The organism is Corynebacterium sp. Marseille-Q4381 (genome assembly GCF_036881695.1).
GTDB lineage: Bacteria > Actinomycetota > Actinomycetes > Mycobacteriales > Mycobacteriaceae > Corynebacterium.
Genome location: NZ_JBAJNR010000013.1, coordinates 1 through 20,260 on the forward strand (window position 1 = coordinate 1; position 20,260 = coordinate 20,260).

Genomic DNA, 20,260 nt, shown 5'->3' on the forward strand with positions numbered 1-20,260 from the left:
CCCCCACCACCTCCGCCCCCACCTCCTCGGTGGTGACCACGTCCACATCGAGCACGGCACTTCGCGCGCTCACCGCCTCCGACGTCGTCCACTTCTGCCGCAAAGACTTCATCGCTGAACTCGACGCAAACCGGATCGGCCACAACGACGTGGTCATCTCCGAGGGCGATATCGACAACGCGGACCTCACCTCAGACAGCTACTTCGGTCTCATCCCCGCCACCGTGAAGACGGACGCCGGTCCGTACGAGGTGCAGATGAGCTGCGACATCGACGTGGCGAAAGATTCGGTCGTTGCAGAGCTCGTCGGCATCGTCTCGATGCCCGAGCAGGCGGTCACGTCAGCCCCGCCCACAACCGCACCGCCGGCGGCGCAGGCTCGGCCGACAAACCAGGCCCCCGCCGAGAAAAGCCGCCGCGACAACCTCGGCATCTACTACCACAACTTCCCCGACTACCGCTGGCTAAGCAACCCAGGCAAGATCGTGCCGGGCGGGCTCATGTACAAAATTCAGCCGAACGGTGAGGCGTATTCGTGTTCGATGGGCTGGATGGCGTATCGGGGCGAGACCCCGTATATCGTCACCGCCGGACACTGTGGCGAACCCGGCGAGGTGATGTATATCCCCGGCCCGAACGGCGGCATCGAGATCGGGCGTATCGTGGCGTCGCAATACGAGAGATTCAACAACGGCGAATTCTCACGCGATTACGGCCTAATTGAAATCACCGATCCATCCCTCGTCGACCCCTACCTGCCCACGGGCGAAGAGATCAAGGGCTGGCGCACACCCGAGTGGGCCGAGGCGAACGGGTACGCGATCTGCAAACTCGGCGCCACCTTTGGGTACTCGTGCGGCGAGTTTATCTCGATGGAGCGAGACGGCCAGTTCTCCTTCCGAGGTTACGGCGAGCGCGGCGACTCCGGCGGACCGGTGTGGGCACGCACCCCGGAGGGAGATGCCTACGCGATCGGGGTCTTCTCCAACCTGAACGACTACTCCAAGATTGGCCTCGGCGCGATGAGCATCGAGGAAGTCATGGACGGTGTCGGACTCACCCTCTGGGCCTACAACAACTAGAAACAACTAGGCCTTGCGCATGCGCACCAAGTTGGCGCGCGCGGTGACCTCCATCGTCTCAGGAAGGGAGGCGAGGCGCTCGGCGAGCGTCTCCGGGTCCACGTGGCGCGCGGACGGGCTCATGCCCACCTGCGCGGCGATCGCCTGGCGCTCGAGCTGCATCGGGAATTCGATGAGCTGCGGCTCACCAACGATTTCCAAGTGGCCTGACGCCTGCTCCAGCATCCGTTCGAGCTTGCCGTCTTCCACGCCCAGGATGCCAAGGGGCTCTCGCAACTCGTCGAGGTGGCCTTTGTCGGCGGTGAGAATGACGGCCTCGCCGCCGTCCGCAAGCACGCGCGCGAACTCGGCGGGGTTGCGGGGGGCGAAGATGACGGTGAGGGCGTTCACGGTGGCGTCGATAAGCGGAATGCCCTCCCACACATCCGCAACCACCGCCCCAACCATCGGGTGCGCCTTGGCCAGGTGCTTGGCCGCCGGCACGGAGATGTCCAGGCCGACACCGCGCGCGCCCTCGATCGAATCCAGCGTGTGCGCGAGGTAGTAACCGGTGCCGGCGCCGACCTCGAGGACCACCGGGGATTCCACAGCCGCAGCGTCGACGACGTCCTCCACCGCAGCGGAAACCGCCTCGACGAACGGCGCGAAGTAACCCTGCGACAGAAACGCCTCGCGCGACTGCACCATCTCGAGCGAATCACCGTCGTGGTTCAGCCCCTTGCCGCCCGCGAGGGTGACGTAGCCCTGGCGCGCGACGTCGTACGAGTGACCCGTCGCGGAGACCAGGCGGGTGAAATCGTCGGCGCCGGTCAGCGGCGAGCGGTCAACCGGGTCGGCGAGAACGTCCACGATATCTTTCAGCATGCGCTGATCGTACCCCACCAAAGAAAAAACCCCGCTGGGCGGGGCGATGGGGCGAAAACGGGTTACTTGCTGGCGTCCAAAAGCAGCTGGCCCAGCTCGCCGGCCTCTTCCTTGCTCATTTCCACTACAAGACGCCCGCCGCCGTCGGACGGGATGCGCATTACAATCTTTCGGCTTTCCTCGACGGCCTCCATCGGGCCGTTACCGGTGCGCGGTTTCATTGCTGCCATGCGTCGCTTCTCCTTCAAGCAGAACAGTTTCTTCCGGCAATTCTACGCTCTCGTCGCGCTCAGCGTCACCGGTCAATTGCGCGATCAGCGCGTCGACCTGATCCATGCGGTAGCCGCGGTGGACGACCTCGAGCTGGATGTCGTCGAAGCGGCCCTCCTCAACGGCCTCCCGGTTCGCGGCTTTCACGTTCGCGGTGTCCTCCATAGCGGGCAGCGCCTCGCCGCGGCCGAAGATGGCGGAGAACAAAAGCATCCCGAGCATGCTGAACAGGATGAGCGCGAGGATGAGCACGAGCCAAGAAAACATGGCGCTATTTTACCCACGGCTCGCGCTGCGCCACCGGCTCGACCCCGGGCGGCAGCGCACCGGCGCGGGTGAGCACGGTACGCGCGACGATGTCGGCCATCGGCCCGAGCTGCGCAAGCGGGCGGTTGCGGTGGGTGCGGCGGCCGAGGTCGACTTGGGTGATGGCGTTGGGGTGGAGGGAGGCGACGTCGATAAGCAAGCCCACCTCAACCCCGTACCCTGCGACGAACGGCACCTTCAGCGCGGTGCTGCGGCGAATCGCGTACTCCCCCGCCAGCGGCTGGTCCAGCGCGGCGAGCTGCGGGAAGTACGTGCGCAGAAGCGGTTTCGCGGTCAGCTCGGTCACGCGCCCGCCGGCGCCGTCGCGGGTGTAGCTGGCTTTGACCAGGTGGATGGCCGGGTCTGCGAACGGCTCGGCGAGCTTGTCCACCCACCACGGCTCGGCGTTGGTGACATCCGCGTCCACGAAGACCACTACCTCGCCCGACGCCGCTTTGACACCGCGCCACAGCGCCTCCCCCTTGCCCGGCAGGGGCAATTGCTTATCGACGTCCCGCCATCCCACCACCCGCGCCCCCGCCGCGCGCGCGTTTCCGGCAGTCGCATCGGTGGAGTCGGAATCGATGACGATCACCTCGTCGGTGTTCGATGCGAGGCAGGCGCGCGCCACGTCTGCCACGGTTTTCTCCTCGTTCAGCGCGGGAATCACCACGCTGACTGTGTGGCCGGCGATCACGCAAGCCCCCGGACTGTGTTAATTGGGGCGGCTGAGCCGTCGATGGCGGCGACCATGCGGATCACGTCGACGGTTTCCCGCACCTGGTGAACGCGGAAGGCCGCCACGCCGTGGGCTGCGGCCCAGGCAGTAGCGGCGAGCGTTCCGGCGACGCGTTCGTCCACGCCGCGGCCGACCGTTTCGCCCACGAAGTCCTTGTTCGACAAAGCCATCAGCACCGGCCAGCCGGTGGCGACGAGCTCGTCGACGCGGCGCAGAATCTCAAGGCCGTGGAAGGTGTTCTTGCCGAAGTCGTGCGCAGGGTCAATGAAAATCTTCGCCTCGTCGGCGCCGAGGTCGGCGGCTCGTTCGGCGAGCGCGGTGGTCTGCGCGATGACGTCTTCCACCACGTCGTCGTAGCGCACGCGGTGCGGCCGGGTGCGGGGAACCGCGCCACCGGTGTGCGAGCAGACGTAGCCGACGCGGTTGGCGCCGGCGACCTCGATGAGCTCGGGGTCGTAGCCCGCCCACGTGTCGTTGATCAGGTCCGCGCCGGCGTCAACGGCGGCCTGCGCCACGGGCGCGCGCCACGTGTCCGCGCTGATGACGATGTCCGGGTGCGCATCGCGCACGGCGGCGATGACGGGGACGATGCGCTCGATCTCCTCTTGCTCGTCGACGTTGTCGCCGGGTCCGGCTTTGACCCCGCCGACGTCGATAATCGAAGCCCCGTCGGCAACCGCCTGCCGCGCCCGCTCGACTGCCTTGTCCACCGCGAACGTCGCGCCGCGGTCGTAGAAGGAATCGGGCGTGCGGTTGACAATCGCCATTACGCTCGCGAGCGGGCTACCCATCGTCGCGCAGGCTGGCCAGGCGCTGGTCCGTCATCACCTTGTGCGCCTCGACGATGTGGCTCACGGCCTCGTCGACGGAGTCGGTGACGATGAACAACTCGTCGTCGCCCTCCGAAATCAGGCGGCGCGCGAGCTGCTGAGAGCGGATCCAGTCGACCAGCCCGGACCAGAAGTCGGTGCCCATGAGCACGATCGGAAAGTTGGTGACCTTGCCCGTCTGCACCATGCACAGCACCTCGAAGACTTCGTCCATGGTGCCGAAACCGCCGGGCAGCGAAATGAACGCCTGCGAGTACTTCAGAAACATCGTCTTGCGGGCGAAGAAGTAGCGGAAATTTAGACCGAGGTCGACCCAGTCGTTGAGGCCCTGCTCGAACGGCAGCTCGATGCCCAAGCCCACAGAGACGCCGCCGGCCTCGTGCGCGCCGCGGTTCGGGCCCTCCATCAGCCCCGGGCCGCCGCCGGTGATCACGGCGTAGCCGGCCTCGGTGAGCGCCTGGCCGACGTTGCGCGCCATCTCGTACTCGGCAGTGCCCTCGCCGAGGCGCGCCGAGCCGAACACGGTGACTGCCTTCGGCAGCTGCGACAGCGCGTCGAAGCCTGCGACGAACTCGGACTGGATGCGCATCACGCGCCACGGGTCCTCGTGCTTCCACGCGTCGTCGGTTTGGCCCAGCGACTCCAGCAGGCGCTGGTCGTGCGTGCTCGGCTGATGCTGGTCCTCGCTGCGGACCATCAGCGGGCCGCGCAGCTTGCGGTCGCGCTCGGGGCGAGGGGTGATGTGGGGGGCCAATGTGTTCTCGCTTCCTATTTCGCCGTGAGGTAGTCCATGAGCTGCGCGTAGACGTGCTCGATCTGGTCCACCGGGCACTGCTCGTCGCGCTTGTGGGCGAAACCGGGATCGCCCGGGCCGAAGTTGACGGCGGGAACTCCCAGACTAGAGAAGCGCGCCACATCCGTCCATCCGTATTTCGCGCGGAACTTCCCGCCCACGGCGGCCACAAGCCCCCCGGCCACCGGGTCGTCGAGGCCGGGCAGGGCGGCGGGGGCGATGTCGTCGTAAAGCAAGCTCAAACCGCCTTCAAGCGCAAGCACCTCCTCCAAGTGCGCCTTGGCGTCCTCGACGCTGCGGTCCGGCGCGTAGCGGAAGTTCACCGTCAGGCGCGCGTGGTCCGGGATCGTGTTCGTCGCCACGAAGCCCTCCATGCCGACCACGTTGAGCCCCTCGCGGTACTCGCAGCCCGCGATCTCGACCGAGCGCGGCGTGTAATCGGCGATGCGTTGCAGCACACCGGCGAGCCGGTGCGCCGCGTTATCACCCAACCAGCTGCGGGCGGAGTGGGCGCGGGTGCCGTGCGCGTCCACGAACACGCGGATCGAGCCCTGGCAGCCGGCCTCGATGATGCCGCCGGAGGGCTCGCCCAGCAGCGCAAGGTCGCCGGCGAGCAGTTCCGGATGGTCGCGCTCGAGGTGGTAGAGGCCGTTGAACTCGGTGGCGACCTCCTCGCCTTCGTAGGCGATCAGCGTGAGGTCGAACGCGGCCCGCTCCGGGTCGCGCGCGAGCGCCGCGAAGGCGGAAAGGTAGCACGCCAGCCCCGATTTCATGTCGACGGCGCCGCAGCCGTAGAGGATCTCGGCGCCGGAGGCGTCGCGCTCGATGCGGTGCGGCGTGTTGTCCGCCAGCGGGACTGTGTCCACGTGGCCGGCGAGCACCACGCGCTGCCCGCGGCCGAAGTGCGTGCGCGCAACAACGGTGTTGCCGAAGCGCTGCACCTCCACGCCGTCAGCGTCGAGCGCGGCAAGCGCCGTCTCCACGGCGTCGGCGATCGCGGCCTCGTGGTGCGAGGGCGATTCGATGTCGATGAGTTGGGTGGTGAGGGTGACGGGGGCGTCGATAAGCTGAAGCTCCATTGCGCCAAGCGTAGTACGATGCAGCAATGCCGCAGGGAGCTGAAGGAACCGGAATCGCCAACATCGCCATGGACGGCACCGTGCTCGACACGTGGTTTCCCAACCCGCGCCTGGTCGGCGACGCAGCGGAGCTGACCACCGGCTCCCGCCGCGTCTCCGCGCGCGAGCTGTCCGACCGCTTCTTAAACCTTGTCGGCATGGACCGCGACCGGCTGGTCGAGCTCGTGCCCGTGCACACAACCATCGCCGACCTAAGTGCTCCGCCCGTCGACGCGCACGACGTGTACCTGCGCCTCCACCTGCTCTCCCACCGCCTGGTCAAGCCGATGGAGATCAACATGCTCGACTGCCTCGAGCACCTCGTGCCCGTCGTGTGGACCAACAAAGGTCCGTGCCTGAGCGACAACTTCGAATACATCCGCACCAACCTCCGCTCGCGCGGCACGATCCAAGTCATCAGCATCGAACCGCTGCCGCGCATGGTGGACTACGTCGTGCCGTCCGGCGTCACCATCGCCGAAGCTGAGCGCGTGCGCCTCGGCGCCCACCTGGCGCCGGGCACGGCGGTGATCCGCGAAGGGTACGTGTCGTACAACGCGGGCACGCTGGGGCCGGCGCGCATCGAAGGCCGTCTGTCGTCCACCGTCACCATCGGCGAGGGCACGCGCATCGCACAGTCCGCGGTCGTGGTCGCCGACGAGGGGGTCCGGCGCAACCGCGTGCCGCTGACAATCGGGCGCGACTGTCGCCTCAACCACGGCTCCGGCACCATCGGGGTCGACCTCGGCGACAACTGCGAGCTGGGGCTCGGAGTACTGCTGGATAAGGGCACGTTGCTTTACGACGCCCGCGCCGGCCACCAAATCCACGCCCACGACATCGCCGGCCAATCCAACCTCGTGATCTGCAACGAACCGTTCTCGAACTCGCCGGTGTTGCGCGAAAAGGCCTAACGTAAAGTATTCCTCATGTCTTCTGATACCTCGCTGGGGCGGGGCTTAAAAACGCGTCATTTGACCATGATGGGGCTCGGTTCCGCGATCGGTGCCGGGCTGTTCCTCGGCACGGGCGTCGGCATCGCCGCCGCCGGTCCCGCTGTGCTGCTGGCCTACGTCATCGCCGGCGCCATCACCGTGTGCATCATGCAGATGCTGGCCGAAATGGTCGCCGCGCGCCCCTCCTCCGGCACATTCTCCACGTACGCCGAGCAGGCCTTCGGGCGGTGGGCCGGGTTCACCATCGGGTGGCTGTACTGGTTCATGATGATCATGATTATGGCGGTGGAGATCACCGGCGCGTCTGCGATCATCGCGGGCTGGTTCGGCATCGGCGCGTGGATCCCGGCGCTGATCGCGATCGTGGTGTTCACGCTGATCAACTTCGCCGCGGTGAAGAACTACGGCGAGTTCGAGTTCTGGTTCGCACTGATCAAGGTCGTCGTGATTGTGGCGTTCTTGGTGCTCGGCGTGCTGCTGTGGCTCGGCGTGCTGCCGGCGAGCGGCTTTGTGGGGCTGGACAACGTGCGCGAAGTCGGCTTCATGCCCAACGGCTGGGGCGGTGTAGCGACGGCGCTTCTGGCCGTCGCGTTCGCGTTCGGCGGCATTGAGCTGGTCACCATTGCGGCCGCCGAGTCAGAGGACCCGGAGGTTGCCGTGCACTCCGCGATCAAGTCCATCATCTGGCGCATCAGCGTCTTCTACATCGGCTCGGTGTTGTTGATCGTGCTGCTGCTGCCGTTCGAGCAGATCGGCGGCGCGTCCGAAGCGTCCGAGTCGCCGTTCACCGCCGTGCTGCGGCTTGCCGAGATCCCCGGCGCCGTCGGCATCATGGAAGCCGTCATCGCCGTCGCGCTGCTGTCGGCCTGCAACACGCAGGTCTACGGCTCTTCGCGCTTCCTGCACTCGCTTGCCGTCCGCGGCGACGCGCCGCGCTCCTTCGCAGTCACCGATTCCCGCGGCGTGCCCGTGCGCGCCGTGTTGGTCAGCGTGTTCTTCGGCCTGGTCGCCGTCGGCCTGCAGTACTGGAACCCGCCGGGGCTGCTGGCCTTCCTGCTCAACGCCGTCGGCGGCTGCCTTGTCGTGGTGTGGTTTGCGATCGCGTTTTCCTATCTGCGCATCCACCCGCAGCTTGTCCAGCGCGGCGAGATCACCCACGTCCGCATGTGGGCGCCTTCTTGGCTGCCGTGGGCGACGATCGCGCTCATCGGCGGGCTGGTGTTGCTCATGCTCACGAACCCTGATGGGCGCTTCCAAGTGTTCGCCGTCGCTGTTGTCGTCGGCGTGATCGCGCTGGCAGGTGTTATTACTACGAGGACTCGCCGATGACTTCCACCCACACCCCCACCACCCCAACCGCCGAGAGCAACCTCGGCAACGGCCTCAAATCCCGCCACCTGACGCTCATGGGTCTCGGCACCGCCATCGGCGCCGGCCTCTTTCTCGGCGTCGGCGTGGGTATCCGCGCGGCTGGCCCCGCGATCCTGATCGCCTACGTCATCGCCGGCGCCATCGTCATCTCCGTGATGCGGATGCTTGGTGAGATGGCGGCGGCGCGGCCGTCCTCAGGATCCTTCTCCACCTACGGCCGCCAAGCCTTCGGCCACTGGGCGGGCTTCCTCCTCGGCTGGATTTACTGGTTCCTCCTCATCATGGCTTGCGGCGCTGAGATGACAGGCGCGTCCGCGATCATGGCCGGCTGGTTCGGTGTCCCGCAGTGGATCCCCGCGCTGGTTGTGGTCTCGATCCTGACCGCGGTGAACCTGGCGCAGGTGAAGGGCTTCGGCGAGTTCGAGTACTGGTTCGCCATGATCAAAATCGCGGTGATTGTTGGCTTCATCGCCATCGGCGCCGCACTGTGGTTGGGTCTTTTGCCCGCCTCTGGCTTCGTCGGCTTCGACAACGTGCGCGAGTCAGGCTTCGCCCCCAACGGTTTCACCGGGATCGCGGCGGGGCTCCTCGCCGTAGCCTTCGCGTTCGGCGGCATCGAGGTCGTCACCATCGCAGCGGCCGAGTCGGAGAATCCGGCCCAGTCCGTGAAGACCGCGGTGAACACGATCATCTGGCGCATTGCCGTGTTTTACGTCGGCTCAGTGATCATCATCACGCTGTTGTTGCCCTACTCCCAGATTGACGGTGCCGATTCCGCTGCCGACTCCCCGTTCACCGCCGTGTTGGAGATGGCGAACATTCCGGGCGCCGCCGGCTTCATGGAAGCTGTCATCGTGCTGGCCCTGCTGTCGGCGTTCAACGCGCAGATTTACGGCACGTCCCGACTCGCGTACCAACAGGCGCTCGAGGGCGACGCCCCGCGCTGGATGGCGAAAACCACAAACGCCGGCGTGCCGCGCAACTCGGTGCTGGTCTCCGTGTTCTTCGCGTTCGTCGCAGTTTTCCTCCAGTGGTGGAACCCGCCAGGCATGATCGACTTCATCATGGCGGCAACCGGCGGTTGCCTCATCGTCACCTGGATCATGATCACGCTGAGCTACATCAAACTGCACCCGCAGATCAAAAACTCGGCGGTGAAGGTCCGCGGTGCGGCGTGGGTGCCGTGGGTCACCCTGGCTGCGCTGTTGGTGCTCGTGGTGCTGATGCTTTTCGACGACGCGTCCCGCACCCAAATCATCTCCGTCTCCGTCCTGTCCGCCGTGTTAATCGGTCTGTCGCTGCTGACCAAAGACAGGTCGCGCTAAGGTGCTTCCTATGACTTCTGCATCCGCCCGCGGTTTGGCCACCGTCACGCATGACGGCACTGTTCTCGATGTCTGGTACCCAGCGCCCAAGCTGGACGCTGAATCCGGCAAGGAGTCCGGAACGCAGCGGGTGGATGAGGAGGACCCGCGCTTCGCGGAGCTCGCCGGCCCTGATGAGGCGCGCGGGGTGGCTCGCGTGACCGTCGATACGCACATTGCGGACCTCGACCAGCCCGCGGTCGACGCCTACGACGTCTACCTCCGCCTGCACCTGCTATCCCACCGCCTGATCAAGCCGCACGGCGCGAACATGGACGGTGTGTTCGGGCTGCTCGCAAACGTGGTGTGGACCAACTACGGCCCGTGCGCCGTCAGCGATTTCCAGATGACCCGCGGCCGTCTCGCTGCGAACGGCCCGGTCATCGTCTACTCGGTGGACAAGTTTCCGCGCATGGTGGATTACGTCGTGCCGTCGGGCGTTCGCATCGGCGACGCGGACCGCATCCGCCTCGGCGCGCACTTGGCGGAGGGCACCACCGTCATGCACGAGGGTTTCGTGAACTTCAACGCCGGCACGCTCGGCGCATCCATGGTTGAGGGCCGCATTTCCGCCGGTGTTGTCGTCGGCGACGGCACCGACATTGGCGGAGGCGCGTCCATCATGGGCACCTTGTCCGGCGGCGGTAAGGAAGTCATTTCGCTCGGCGAGCGCTGCCTGCTCGGCGCCAACGCCGGTGTGGGCATTTCGCTTGGCGACGATTGCGTTGTCGAAGCCGGCCTCTACATCACCGCCGGCACCAAAGTGGTGCTGACCGCTCCCGTTGCCGAAGCCCTGGGCAAGGAGGCAGGCGCGTCCGTTAAAGCGCTTGAGCTCTCCGGTGCGAGCGGCCTGCAGTTCCGCCGCAACTCGCTGACCGGAGCGGTCGAGGCCGTGCCCGCCAAGGGCATTGAGCTCAACGAAGCGCTTCACGCGAACTAACCCCTCGCTCCGAACAGCACCGCCATCGCGCCGTAGGGGTGGTAGGTGTTGTCCGCCGGAAACCCGTTCGGCGACACCCACTTCGGCACCCCACCGATCCGCTTCACACTGCCTCGCCTGTTGGCGTGCGACGCGTTGTCGTGATTGATCTGGTTGTGATAGCGGCACACGGGAACGAGGTTGTCCATGTTCGTCTCGCCTCCCTGCGACCACGCCTCCATGTGGTGGATCTCGCAGTGGTCGGAGCCGTGGCGGCAACCGGGCCACGGGCAGGCGGTAAGTGTCATTCGTGCGAGGTCGCGCTGCTTGTCGCTGGCATGTCGCTGTGTGCGGTACAGGTTCACCGCGCCGACCGCGGGGTGGAACATGGCGACCTCGTCCAGACCCGGTTGCATCGCGAGGTACTCGGCGCCGGTGATGGTGGTGCCGTCGGTAAGCCCGAGGACCACGTCGTCGGCCTCGCCGCGCAGGATCTGCACGTGCTGATCAAGCCCGACCACTACGATTGGCCGACGCACGCTGGTCGGAATACCCCCGGCGCCCTCTAGCAGTTCGAGCAGCCGTCTCAGCATCTGCGGCCCCGGCGGCTTCGTGGGGTCAAGGCCGTCGCGAAGGTAGTGCTCGATGTCGGCCGCTTTGTGCTCATCAAGCGTCGCGTGAATGCGCCGGGTGCCCATCACCGACCTACCGATGGTCACGCCCAGTTTGGGGCGGGTTCGGACAGGTTTGGGAATGAGCCGGTCCGCTTTGTCCTTGAGCGCGTTGTGGGTAGACCGCCGTTCAAGCAGCTTTCGCCGGACGCGCCACCGCTCGGCGTCGTTGGGTATCTTTTTCAGCCGTTCCTCGATGTACACCAGCTGGCTCAGCGTAAAGCCCTGGGCAGCTTTGAGGCTGAGGCGCTGCTGTTTCGCCCACCTAGTTGCCCCGTAATACACCGAGTGGATCTTGGCCCATTTGTTGGCCAGGCTGGGCATAACACCGGCGGCAACGGCGGCGCGTTTATCGAAACCAATCAGCGAGGCTATTGAGGGTTGCGTACTTAAGAATTCTTCAAACGGAGTCATGCACGTCACGCTAAGGCGGCGCGCAAGGATGGTAAAACGAAATTCCACAGGCGGCTGCGAAATCAGGGCGGCCCGGGCCGGGTTATCCACAATTCGGCATTGCCGGTAGATTCGCGGGACGCGATACTGCTACGTTGGAAGTTTCGGCCTAGCGAAAGCCCAGAATCTGTTGATGATGAAATTCACCGGCATCGCCACGAAGGTGGAGATTGCCTGCGCCCAGTAGGACTTGGTGCGCAAGCCCGTGGAGCCGTCAAAGATGTGGTCGGGCAACCCAACTGGCGTGGTGGGGTTCATCAGCAGCGTCATACAGGTCAGCGATACGGCAAGCGAGAGCAAGCCGGTAGCGAGGAACGCGAAGTAGCCTCTCAGCCACGATCGTTTCGACTCTCCGCGGAACGTCCAAGAACGGTTGAGCTGGTAGTTCCACGTGTTTGCCACGAGGAAGGCAAGGGTGGACAGCACGTGGTACCAGCGGACGTTCCACCTGGTGCTGAGGATCTGCGCAACGACGTCGTCGGCGTGGAGACCGAATCCGCCCTCGAGCAACTTGTTGGCAAGGTAGAACACCGCGAAGTTCACGATCACGCCGGAGCCGCCGACGATGCCGAACTTCAAAAACTCGCGCAAGCTCGCAGCTACACCACGCGGCGGGAAAGCGCTTTCCGGCGCACCGGCGGGCACGCCAGCATCGAGAGGTTGGACGGGATTAAGCACGTGACGAGCCTTGACTACGCAGTGATGCGCGCGGCCGCTTCAGCCACGCGCTCGTCCGTGGCTGTCAGCGCCACACGGACGTGGTTCGCGCCGGCAGGGCCGTAAAAGTCGCCTGGCGCGGCCAAAATGCCGCGGTCAGCGAGCCAGGCCAGCGCGTCGCGCGACGACATGCCGTCGCGGCGGGCCCAGAGGTAGAGGCCGGCTTCGGAGTTGTCGACAGTGAACCCGGCATCGGTCAGCGCCTTGAGCAGCACGACGCGGCGCGAGGCGTAGGTGGTGCGCTGGAGGAGTTCGTGGGTGTCGTCGTCAAGCGCTGCCTCCATCGCGTGCTGGATGGGGCCCGGAACGATCAAGCCGGTGTGCTTGCGCACCTCCAGAAGCTCCTGGACCAGCGTCTCGTCGCCGGAAACAGTGCCGGCGCGGTAGGACGCCAGGTTGGAGGACTTCGACAGCGAGTGGAGGGCGAGAAGCCCCGTCATGTCGCCGTCGCAGATGCTCGGGTGCAGGATTGAGACGGGGTCCGCGGACCAGCCCAGCGACAGGTAACACTCGTCGGAGGCGATTATCGCGCCCGTGTCGCGAGAAAACTCGACCCAGCGGCGCAGATCCTCGGCGGTGGCGACGCGGCCAGTCGGGTTCGAAGGCGAGTTAATCCACGCGAACGCGGCGCCGTCGACAGGCTCGTTGGAACGCACAATGTCGCACCCGGCGATCAAGGCACCGACCTCGTAGGTGGGGTAGGCAACCTCGGGAATGACGACAGTCTCGCCGCGCAGGCCGAGTAGCGTGGGCAGCCAGGCGACGGCCTCCTTCAGGCCAATCACCGGCAGCACGGAGCGCGTGGTCAACCCGGCGATACCGAAGCGGCGGTCTAGGGCGCGCACGATAGTGTCGCGGAGCTGCGGAGTGCCGGAGGTCTGCGGGTAGCCTGGGGTCGCGGCGTGCTCGGCGAGTGCGAGCTGGATCGACGGAGCAACCTGGTCGACGGGGCCGCCCACGGAGAGGTCGATCAACCCGCCCGGGTGCTCGGCGGCGTGCGCCTTCACGTCCGCAATCGTGTCCCAGGGGAAATCCGGCAGAAGAGAGCCCAGAGGCGTGCGGGACACGGCCCTAATCCTGGTTCTGCGGGGGAAGCGCCGCGACGAACGGATGGTCGAAGTCCAGCGGGCCAGTCTTGGCGGCACCGCCCGGGGAGCCCAGCTCGTCGAAGAAACCGACGTTGACGTCGTAGTACTCGCTCCACTCGTCCGGGGTGTCGTCCTCGTAGAAGATCGCCTCGACCGGGCAGGCCGGCTCGCAGGCGCCGCAGTCGACGCACTCGTCCGGGTGGATGTAGAGCATGCGCTTGCCCTCGTAAATGCAGTCCACCGGGCACTCTTCGACGCAGCTGCGGTCCTTGACGTCTACACAGGGTTGAGCGATTACGTAAGTCATGCGCTCTAGTATGTCACTTCCGGTTCAGCAAGGGCCAAACGCCGCCCGCTATCCCCGCCGGCACGATCCAAGAGGCGCCGAGGAGCGCCCACACCGCGCACCACACACCAAGCGGGATCAGCGGAACGAGGGAGTTGGAAGTCCACAAGCACGCGGTTTTCGTCAGCACAGCGTTGAAGAGCAACGCAAAAGCCGCGGCGAGCGCGACCGCGGCCGGACGGGCAGCTGCGAACTGCATGGTTGCCGACGCCGCGGCAAAGATCGCAAGCCATACATACGCCTGAACGATCTCGCGCCGGGAGTATTGGCGGGTCACAGCTCGGCGGGAAGCTCCCCCGCCCCGAGCTGGAAGTGCTCAACGCGTTGAATCGGCTGCACGATCAAGTTCGAGAGCGCGTAGTAAACAACAGGTCCCCTCCCGAACGCGGCGTGCGGATTCGTGCGCGACACCTGCCCGTCCGCGATCCACAACTGGGTGGCGTGGGCCCGCATGGAGGAGATTTTGGAGGAATAGGCGGCGTCGTCAAGTTGCATGCTCCAATCCGCCGTGTCGACGCCGTCGAGCTCTCCCTCCTCCGGCAACCTCCAGCCCTGCGGGGCCTCGGCGGGCATGAGCGCGGCGGTTTCTCGCGCGAGGCGGACAGCGTGGAGAATGCACGGCACAGCGACGCGCTCGGCGGCCGCATGCGTGATCTCGTGTGCGCGGACGTGGTCCGGGTGGCCGTACCCGCCGTCGGCGCCGTAGGTGATCACCACGTGCGGGCGCTCGGCGGCGAAGATTTGTGCAAGCAGCTCGACGGGCGCGTCGCCGGAGTTCACAAACGCGCGCGGGTTGCGGCTCGCCTTAGAACCGGCCATACCGGAGTCGCGGAAACGGCCCGCGCCGCCGAGGTACGCGCCGCGCGCACCGAGTGCCGCCAGCGACGCGTCGAGCTCCCGCGTACGGAACCCACCCAGCTGATCGGCCTCGTCGGCGACGAGGTGCTGGTACGTCTCCCCGATCACCTCGCCCTCCTCCCCGAGCGTGCAGGTGACCACGAGGATGTCGGCGCCGCGGCGCGAAAGCGCGGCAATGGTGCCGCCGGTGGTGATCGCCTCGTCGTCCGGGTGGGCGTGGACTAAAACAACGCGGAAGCCGGTGAGATCGCGCATGCTACTTGTTCAGCTGCTTCGCGCGGGAACGGGCGCGGCCGCGCTCGGTGGCGTCCAGGATGATCTTGCGCACGCGCATCGCCTCGGGCGCGACCTCGACGCACTCGTCGTCGTCGCAGAACTCAATTGCCTCGTCCAGCGACAGGGTGCGCGCCTTCTGCAGCGTAACCGTCGCGTCCGCGGTGGCGGAGCGCATGTTGGTTAGCTTCTTTTCCTTAGTGATGTTGACGTCCATGTCCTCGTCGCGCGAGTTGGCGCCAACAACCATGCCCTCGTAGGTCTCCGCGCCCGGCTCTACGAAGAAGTCGCCGCGGTCAGCCAGCTGCTGCAGCGCGTACGCGGTGACCTGGCCGGAGCGGTCGGCGACCAGGGAGCCGGTCGGGCGGCCCTTGATCTCGCCGGCCCACGGACGGTGCTCGATCGAGTAAGAGTTGGCGATGCCGGCGCCGCGGGTCTCGGTGAGGAAGGTCGTGCGGAAGCCGATCAGGCCTCGCGACGGCACGTCGAACTCCATACGCACCCAATCGCCGGAACCGGCGTTGGACATCGAGGTCATCTGGCCCTTGCGGTTGGCCATCAGCTGGGTCACCGCGCCCTGGTGCTCGGCCGGGACGTCGATGACCATGTGGTCGTACGGCTCGTAGGTCTTGCCGTCGATCTCCTTGGTCACCACCTGCGGCTTACCAACGGTGAGCTCGAAACCTTCGCGGCGCATCGTCTCAATGAGCACAGTGAGCGCCATCTCGCCGCGGCCCTGGACTTCCCACGCGTCGGGGCGGTCGGTCGGCAGCACCTTGATGGAGACATTACCGATCAGCTCCTGCTCGAGGCGGGCCTTGACCACGCGGGCGGTGAGCTTGTCGCCGCCGTTGCGGCCCGCCATCGGGGAGGTGTTCACGCCGATGGTCATGGAAATTGCCGGGTCGTCAACCTTGATGCGCGGCAGCGGCTCAACATGCTCGGGGTCGCACAGCGTGTCGCCGATCATGATGTCCTCGACGCCGGAGATGGCGGCGATGTCGCCGGCGATGACCTCGCCCTGCGCCGGAACGCGGTCAAGGCCCTCGGTGACCAAAAGCTCGGCGATCTTGACGTTCTTGACCTGCTCGTTGCCGTCGGCGTCGTAGTGCACCCACGCCACGGTCTGCCCCTTCTTCACCGAGCCCTTGCGCACGCGGATGAGCGCAATGCGGCCGAGGAAGGACGAGGAGTCGAGGTTGGTCACCTGCGCCTGGAACGGCGCCTCAATGTCGGCGGACGGCTCCGGCAGCACGTCGTAGATAACGTCGAACAGCGGCTGCAGGTCCTCGTTGGCCGGCAGCTCGCCGTTGCCCGGGTTCTCCAAAGCGGCGCGGCCTGCGCGGCCGGAGGTGTAGAGCACCGGCAGCTCCAACAGGTTCTCTGCGGCCTCGGCAGCCTCCGGATCCTCGAGCGACGCGCCGAGCTCCAGCAGCAGGTCTTGGGCCTCCTCGACAACCTCGTCGATGCGCGCGTCCGGGCGATCGGTCTTGTTCACGCAGATGATGACCGGCTTCTTCGCCTCGAGCGCCTTGCCAAGCACGAAGCGGGTCTGCGGCAGCGGGCCCTCGGATGCGTCGATAAGCAGGACAACACCGTCCACCATGGACAGGCCGCGCTCGACCTCGCCGCCGAAGTCGGCGTGGCCCGGGGTATCGATGACGTTGATGATGAGGTCGGAGCCGTCTTTGCCTGCCCCGGCGCGTCGAATAGCAGTGTTTTTAGCGAGAATGGTGATGCCGCGCTCAGACTCAAGCTCGCCGGAGTCCATCACGCGGTCGCCGTGCTCACCGTGGTCGCCGAAGACGCCGGACTGCTCAAGCATGGCGTTAACGAGAGTGGTTTTGCCATGGTCAACGTGGGCGACGATGGCGACGTTACGAAATTCGGGGTGCGACACGAGTAACCGCTGCTCCTTATATATATGCGGTACAGAACGGTTAAACACTACCCCCAACGGGGCCGCTTCGCTCAAAGCGACCGGCGGCGGGGTGCACATTTCCGCTTGACGATGTTACGGATGTGACTAATGTTGCTTAGGTGCGTACCCTGACCCGTGCCCTGGCAGCAGCATGCCTCGCCACTACCCTCGCCGTTGCGCAGGTGACCCCTGCCGAAGCGCGAAGCTCCGCGTCCAGCTTTAATCCGCTTCTCGACGAGCTGGGGCGCCCCACCCCCGAAGTCGTCAGGCAAGTCAACTCCTTCGCTGACAAGCCGTACGTGCCGGAGCGCGTAGGCAACGCGCTGCGCACCGCCGTGAATTTCTACGGCGGCACGGGCGAGCTCGGCGGTCCCCCGCTGCCCGCAGACGCCCCGCCGTTCACGCAGTTTTACTGGCCGACGGTCTCCAGCAACTGCATCGGGCCCGGACTGCACTCCACCGCGTCCGCGATCGCGGTGCCGGGACCGACCACCACCCCCGCACCCGGCGCAGGCCCGGGCCAGGCAACGTTCGTCTTCACCGCGCTGGGTACCCCGGCCGCCGCGCCGCAGCAGAACCTGATGCGCGTGTACTGGCTCAACACGTCGAATTTCCGCACCGGCGTAACACCGCTCGGCAACAACGGGATTAACCCAACAGGACCGGCAACGCTGTCCGCCACCGCAAACACGGGCCCCGGCAACGTGATCGCGGTGGTCGACGGCGGTGTCCGCACCCTTGATAGGGTGTGCAACTTCGCCCCGACCGCAGCTTCGTTCCATGTGAGGTGATGATGAGCACCGTTGACTTGCACCCGGTAAAGCAGGAGACCTTCGACACTGCGTCGAAGACCAACACGGACCCGAAAGGTTTCCTGCGCAACGTGGACACGTTCCGAGTCACGGACTTCGGCCTCTACATGGCCCGCGGTGCGAACCACCCGCGCTTCGGCTACCTGGAGAGCTGGTTGCTGCCGAAGTTGGGGTTGCGTGCCAACATCTTCCACTTCCGCGACGGCGTCGACGTTGAGCAGGAGTTCTACTTCGACGTGGCGGACATCGACGTCGACGGCGACGTGTGGGTGACGCGCGACCTCTACGTCGACCTCGTTTCCAACACCGGCATGCCGATCGACGTGCTGGATATCGACGAGCTCGCCGCCGCCACCTCCGCTGGTTTCATCACGGCCGAGGAGGCCGAGAAGGCGATTGACGTCACCCTCAACGCGGTGGAGGGCATTACCCGCCACAAGGACGACGCGATGGAGTGGTTGCGCGCCCAGGGCATAGACCTGACCTGGGCGGATGAGGTGGAGCTGGCGCCCGTCGGTTAGCAAAAAGCCCCTGCTTAACGACGAAACCCACCCGCAGCCCGGGTGGGTAATTTTCGTGCGCGCGTAACTTAGATCAGCTGGCGGCGGCCAAACACGAACGCCGCGGCGCCCAGCACGGAGGCGAGCAGCAGGCTCAAAAGACCAGCCGGGACCTCGTTTACGCCGGTGGAGGCGCCGATACCGCGCTCGCCGTTAGCGGCGTTGCCGTCGGCGGCATCGCCACCCTTCGCATCCGCGATCTGCGCGGCGATCTCCTCGCCGTGCTCCGCCATCAGCTGGTCGGACTTGGCCTTCTCCTCGGCCGTGGCCTTCTCGTTGACGCGGTTCGGGTCCTCAACCAAGACACCGTCCTTGTTCATGAAGTACTTCACGCCTTGGATCAGTAGCACGAGGCCGGCGATGCCGGCTGCGATACCGAGGAGCGCGCCGGTGTTCTTCTCCGCGTCCTTGACCTCCGGCAGCGAGGTCGCCGGCACAACGCCGTCGATCCACTCGTGCTGGTCGTTGATCGCGCGGCCGCGGTTGTCGATGAGGTGCCACACGTAGACGCCGTTCTCGTCGATGAAGAGACCCTTGTCCTTACCGTCCTCGACCTTGGTGATGGTGGTCTTGGGGCCGAAGTTGTTCATCTCCGCCGGCTCGGTGCCGGTGGTGGAGCCGTCCATGACAGGCACGCCGTTGCCCTCGACCGGGTCCTTGGGCGCGATACCGTCTACCCAGGTTTCACCCTCCTCGCCAGCCAATTCTTCCATCGTGAGGTCCTCGCGGCCGGCGACCGGGTTCTCGGACTCGACGAACTCGGCGCCCTCCTTGCCGAATACGTCGGTGGCATCGAGGTCCTCGCGGTTAGCCGGGTTCTCGTCCTCGTTGAACTCGGCGCTCTCCTCGCCGAAGAGCTCAGGGCCGGTTAGCTCGACGGGATCAGCCGGGTACGGGTTTTCCTGGACAGCGTCGACATTACCCGGCACCGGCACCACCTGCGCCCCTGCCGCGGGGATGACACCGAAGCCCAGTGCTCCGGCAGTAACGAGGGCAATGGTGGTCTTGCTCATGCGCTTCATGAGTTACTCCTTCACGTGCGTGGTTCACCCAACCTCGTGCGGGACCGATTTGGCCCCAGGCTCACAAGGCAGGCATCACACTCGGTCTATCGCTACGCCATCCCGAAGCGTTAACATCTGATTCTTAGGTTTCGCGCAATGGCTACATACATGCAGCTCAGAAACACCGATCGACCGGCATTTCTAAGAAGATGCTGACAATCCACTGTCCGTGACCACGCTGTCGAACTGCCAGCCCACAACAGCATTTCTTATCGACGGGGCGTACATCGGCGGCTGAATACAGCTAATCGTGAGCAACCGCCCCGGTGTCGCGCCGGTCCCCCACACCGCTGCGTCGCCGGAAAGCAGCTCCTTCTGCGGCTCGTGGAGGTCGGTCGCGACGTATTTCAGCCACGCCGCTCCGGATGCCTCGGTGCGCACGTACAAGGCGTCTCCGGTGTGGACGCGGTGGTGGTTGGCGTGGCCGTCGTAAAGCTGGTTGAACACTGCTTCCACCCCGGCTCCTGTGTGCCCGGCGATGACCACGATGTCCGGGCTATCGGTGCCCGGCAGCGAGTAAGGGCGGTCGGGCGCGGTGTACGCGCACGCCAGGTCGAGCGTGGCCGGGTCGATGTTGCCGTCGACCACCCGGCAGTCCGTGTCTTCGAAACCGGCGCGCAGCCCGATGGCGGGGATGGCGATCTCGACGGGGCGCGACGGTTCGATGTAGATGTCGGGAACCGGTGCCTCCGCGGTAGGCGGCGGAGGCGGAGCGCCAACTGGGGCCTGGCCCCCGCCGCCGGGGAAGCCGCGCATCGCCCACAGCGCCGCGACGGCCACCGCGAGCGCGATGAGAAGCGCGAGGAACGTCGCCCACACCGGGTGGCGCCCCGGCGTGCGCCGATGCCGTCCCCCGTACTGTTTTCCCTGTGCCGCGCGGACCAC

The 20,260-nt window shown here is 66.0% G+C and carries 23 protein-coding genes; 7 read left to right on the forward strand and 16 right to left on the reverse strand.

The features are described 5' to 3' along the window. Positions 1-1,082 (forward strand): S1 family peptidase (locus tag V6D40_RS09985; protein WP_334290216.1); only part of this gene is annotated, 1,082 nt, incomplete at its 5' end. A 6-nt stretch (positions 1,083-1,088) separates the two neighbouring features. On the opposite strand, the gene V6D40_RS09990 is transcribed toward V6D40_RS09985, so the two are convergent. From V6D40_RS09990 to dapE, 7 genes are all read right to left on the reverse strand, one after another. Then, positions 1,089-1,946 carry an SAM-dependent methyltransferase gene (locus V6D40_RS09990; protein ID WP_334290217.1) on the reverse strand — a complete coding sequence of 286 codons (858 nt, stop codon included), beginning with the start codon at positions 1,944-1,946 and terminating at the stop codon, positions 1,089-1,091. A 62-nt stretch (positions 1,947-2,008) separates the two neighbouring features. After that, positions 2,009-2,176, reverse strand: a complete 168-nt coding sequence (locus V6D40_RS09995) for a DUF3117 domain-containing protein (protein WP_334290218.1) — start codon at positions 2,174-2,176, stop codon at positions 2,009-2,011. Then, entirely contained in the window at positions 2,148-2,483 is a 336-nt protein-coding gene (locus tag V6D40_RS10000; protein WP_334290219.1) for a cell division protein DivIVA, read from the reverse strand. Before V6D40_RS10000 ends, V6D40_RS09995 begins: the two co-directional genes overlap by 29 nt. A gap of 4 nt (positions 2,484-2,487) precedes the next feature. Continuing rightward, the gene (locus V6D40_RS10005; protein WP_334290220.1) at positions 2,488-3,219 is read right to left on the reverse strand and encodes a glucosyl-3-phosphoglycerate synthase; all 732 of its coding nucleotides are present in this window, start codon (positions 3,217-3,219) and stop codon (positions 2,488-2,490) included. Beyond that, positions 3,216-4,052: a dihydropteroate synthase gene (folP, locus tag V6D40_RS10010; RefSeq protein WP_334290221.1), complete on the reverse strand. Its 837-nt coding sequence runs from the start codon at positions 4,050-4,052 to the stop codon at positions 3,216-3,218. Before folP ends, V6D40_RS10005 begins: the two co-directional genes overlap by 4 nt. Next, positions 4,045-4,845 carry a TIGR00730 family Rossman fold protein gene (locus tag V6D40_RS10015; protein WP_334290222.1) on the reverse strand — a complete coding sequence of 267 codons (801 nt, stop codon included), beginning with the start codon at positions 4,843-4,845 and terminating at the stop codon, positions 4,045-4,047. Before V6D40_RS10015 ends, folP begins: the two co-directional genes overlap by 8 nt. A 14-nt stretch (positions 4,846-4,859) precedes the next feature. Further along, positions 4,860-5,963, reverse strand: coding sequence for a succinyl-diaminopimelate desuccinylase (dapE, locus tag V6D40_RS10020; RefSeq protein WP_334290223.1), 1,104 nt, complete (start codon positions 5,961-5,963; stop codon positions 4,860-4,862). 26 nt (positions 5,964-5,989) lie between these two features. Between dapE and V6D40_RS10025 the strand changes: the two genes are divergently transcribed. The 4 genes from V6D40_RS10025 to dapD are packed head-to-tail and all read left to right on the forward strand — an operon-like array spanning position 5,990 to position 10,633. Continuing rightward, on the forward strand, positions 5,990-6,916 hold the full coding sequence (locus tag V6D40_RS10025; RefSeq protein WP_334290224.1) for a succinyltransferase: 927 nt from the start codon (positions 5,990-5,992) through the stop codon (positions 6,914-6,916). A 15-nt stretch (positions 6,917-6,931) separates the two neighbouring features. Continuing rightward, positions 6,932-8,287, forward strand: a complete 1,356-nt coding sequence (locus V6D40_RS10030) for an amino acid permease (protein WP_334290225.1) — start codon at positions 6,932-6,934, stop codon at positions 8,285-8,287. After that, positions 8,284-9,654, forward strand: coding sequence for an amino acid permease (locus V6D40_RS10035; RefSeq protein WP_334290226.1), 1,371 nt, complete (start codon positions 8,284-8,286; stop codon positions 9,652-9,654). Before V6D40_RS10030 ends, V6D40_RS10035 begins: the two co-directional genes overlap by 4 nt. A gap of 10 nt (positions 9,655-9,664) precedes the next feature. Then, positions 9,665-10,633, forward strand: coding sequence for a 2,3,4,5-tetrahydropyridine-2,6-dicarboxylate N-succinyltransferase (gene dapD / locus V6D40_RS10040; protein WP_334290227.1), 969 nt, complete (start codon positions 9,665-9,667; stop codon positions 10,631-10,633). Here dapD and V6D40_RS10045 read toward each other — a convergent pair. The 7 genes from V6D40_RS10045 to typA form a co-directional block, all read right to left on the reverse strand. Further along, positions 10,630-11,697 (reverse strand): HNH endonuclease signature motif containing protein, encoded by a 1,068-nt coding sequence (locus V6D40_RS10045; protein WP_334290228.1) that lies wholly within the window; start codon positions 11,695-11,697, stop codon positions 10,630-10,632. The two genes, dapD and V6D40_RS10045, sit on opposite strands and share 4 nt — an antisense overlap. Before the next feature lie 129 nt (positions 11,698-11,826). Further along, on the reverse strand, positions 11,827-12,327 hold the full coding sequence (locus V6D40_RS10050) for a GtrA family protein (RefSeq protein WP_334290256.1): 501 nt from the start codon (positions 12,325-12,327) through the stop codon (positions 11,827-11,829). A gap of 101 nt (positions 12,328-12,428) precedes the next feature. After that, on the reverse strand, positions 12,429-13,520 hold the full coding sequence (dapC, locus tag V6D40_RS10055) for a succinyldiaminopimelate transaminase (protein ID WP_334290229.1): 1,092 nt from the start codon (positions 13,518-13,520) through the stop codon (positions 12,429-12,431). A gap of 4 nt (positions 13,521-13,524) precedes the next feature. Beyond that, positions 13,525-13,848, reverse strand: a complete 324-nt coding sequence (fdxA, locus tag V6D40_RS10060; protein ID WP_334290230.1) for a ferredoxin — start codon at positions 13,846-13,848, stop codon at positions 13,525-13,527. A gap of 13 nt (positions 13,849-13,861) precedes the next feature. After that, complete coding sequence (locus V6D40_RS10065; RefSeq protein WP_334290231.1) at positions 13,862-14,164, reverse strand: hypothetical protein; 303 nt, start codon at positions 14,162-14,164, stop codon at positions 13,862-13,864. Then, positions 14,161-15,000, reverse strand: coding sequence for an N-acetyl-1-D-myo-inositol-2-amino-2-deoxy-alpha-D-glucopyranoside deacetylase (mshB, locus tag V6D40_RS10070; RefSeq protein WP_334290232.1), 840 nt, complete (start codon positions 14,998-15,000; stop codon positions 14,161-14,163). The genes V6D40_RS10065 and mshB overlap by 4 nt, the downstream gene beginning before the upstream one ends. A gap of 1 nt (position 15,001) precedes the next feature. Beyond that, on the reverse strand, positions 15,002-16,918 hold the full coding sequence (gene typA / locus V6D40_RS10075) for a translational GTPase TypA (RefSeq protein ID WP_334290233.1): 1,917 nt from the start codon (positions 16,916-16,918) through the stop codon (positions 15,002-15,004). Between the two features lie 140 nt (positions 16,919-17,058). Here typA and V6D40_RS10080 point away from each other — a divergent pair, with 140 nt between their 5' ends. Together V6D40_RS10080 and V6D40_RS10085 are read left to right on the forward strand one after the other, a co-directional pair. Next, entirely contained in the window at positions 17,059-17,730 is a 672-nt protein-coding gene (locus V6D40_RS10080) for an Rv1157c family protein (RefSeq protein ID WP_334290234.1), read from the forward strand. Continuing rightward, on the forward strand, positions 17,730-18,272 hold the full coding sequence (locus V6D40_RS10085; RefSeq protein ID WP_442891915.1) for a DUF402 domain-containing protein: 543 nt from the start codon (positions 17,730-17,732) through the stop codon (positions 18,270-18,272). Before V6D40_RS10080 ends, V6D40_RS10085 begins: the two co-directional genes overlap by 1 nt. Positions 18,273-18,340: 68 nt before the next feature. Here the strand turns inward: V6D40_RS10085 and V6D40_RS10090 are convergent, their stop codons facing one another. Beyond that, positions 18,341-19,333, reverse strand: coding sequence for a hypothetical protein (locus V6D40_RS10090; protein WP_334290235.1), 993 nt, complete (start codon positions 19,331-19,333; stop codon positions 18,341-18,343). 183 nt (positions 19,334-19,516) lie between these two features. Further along, positions 19,517-20,260, reverse strand: a complete 744-nt coding sequence (locus V6D40_RS10095) for a hypothetical protein (RefSeq protein WP_334290258.1) — start codon at positions 20,258-20,260, stop codon at positions 19,517-19,519.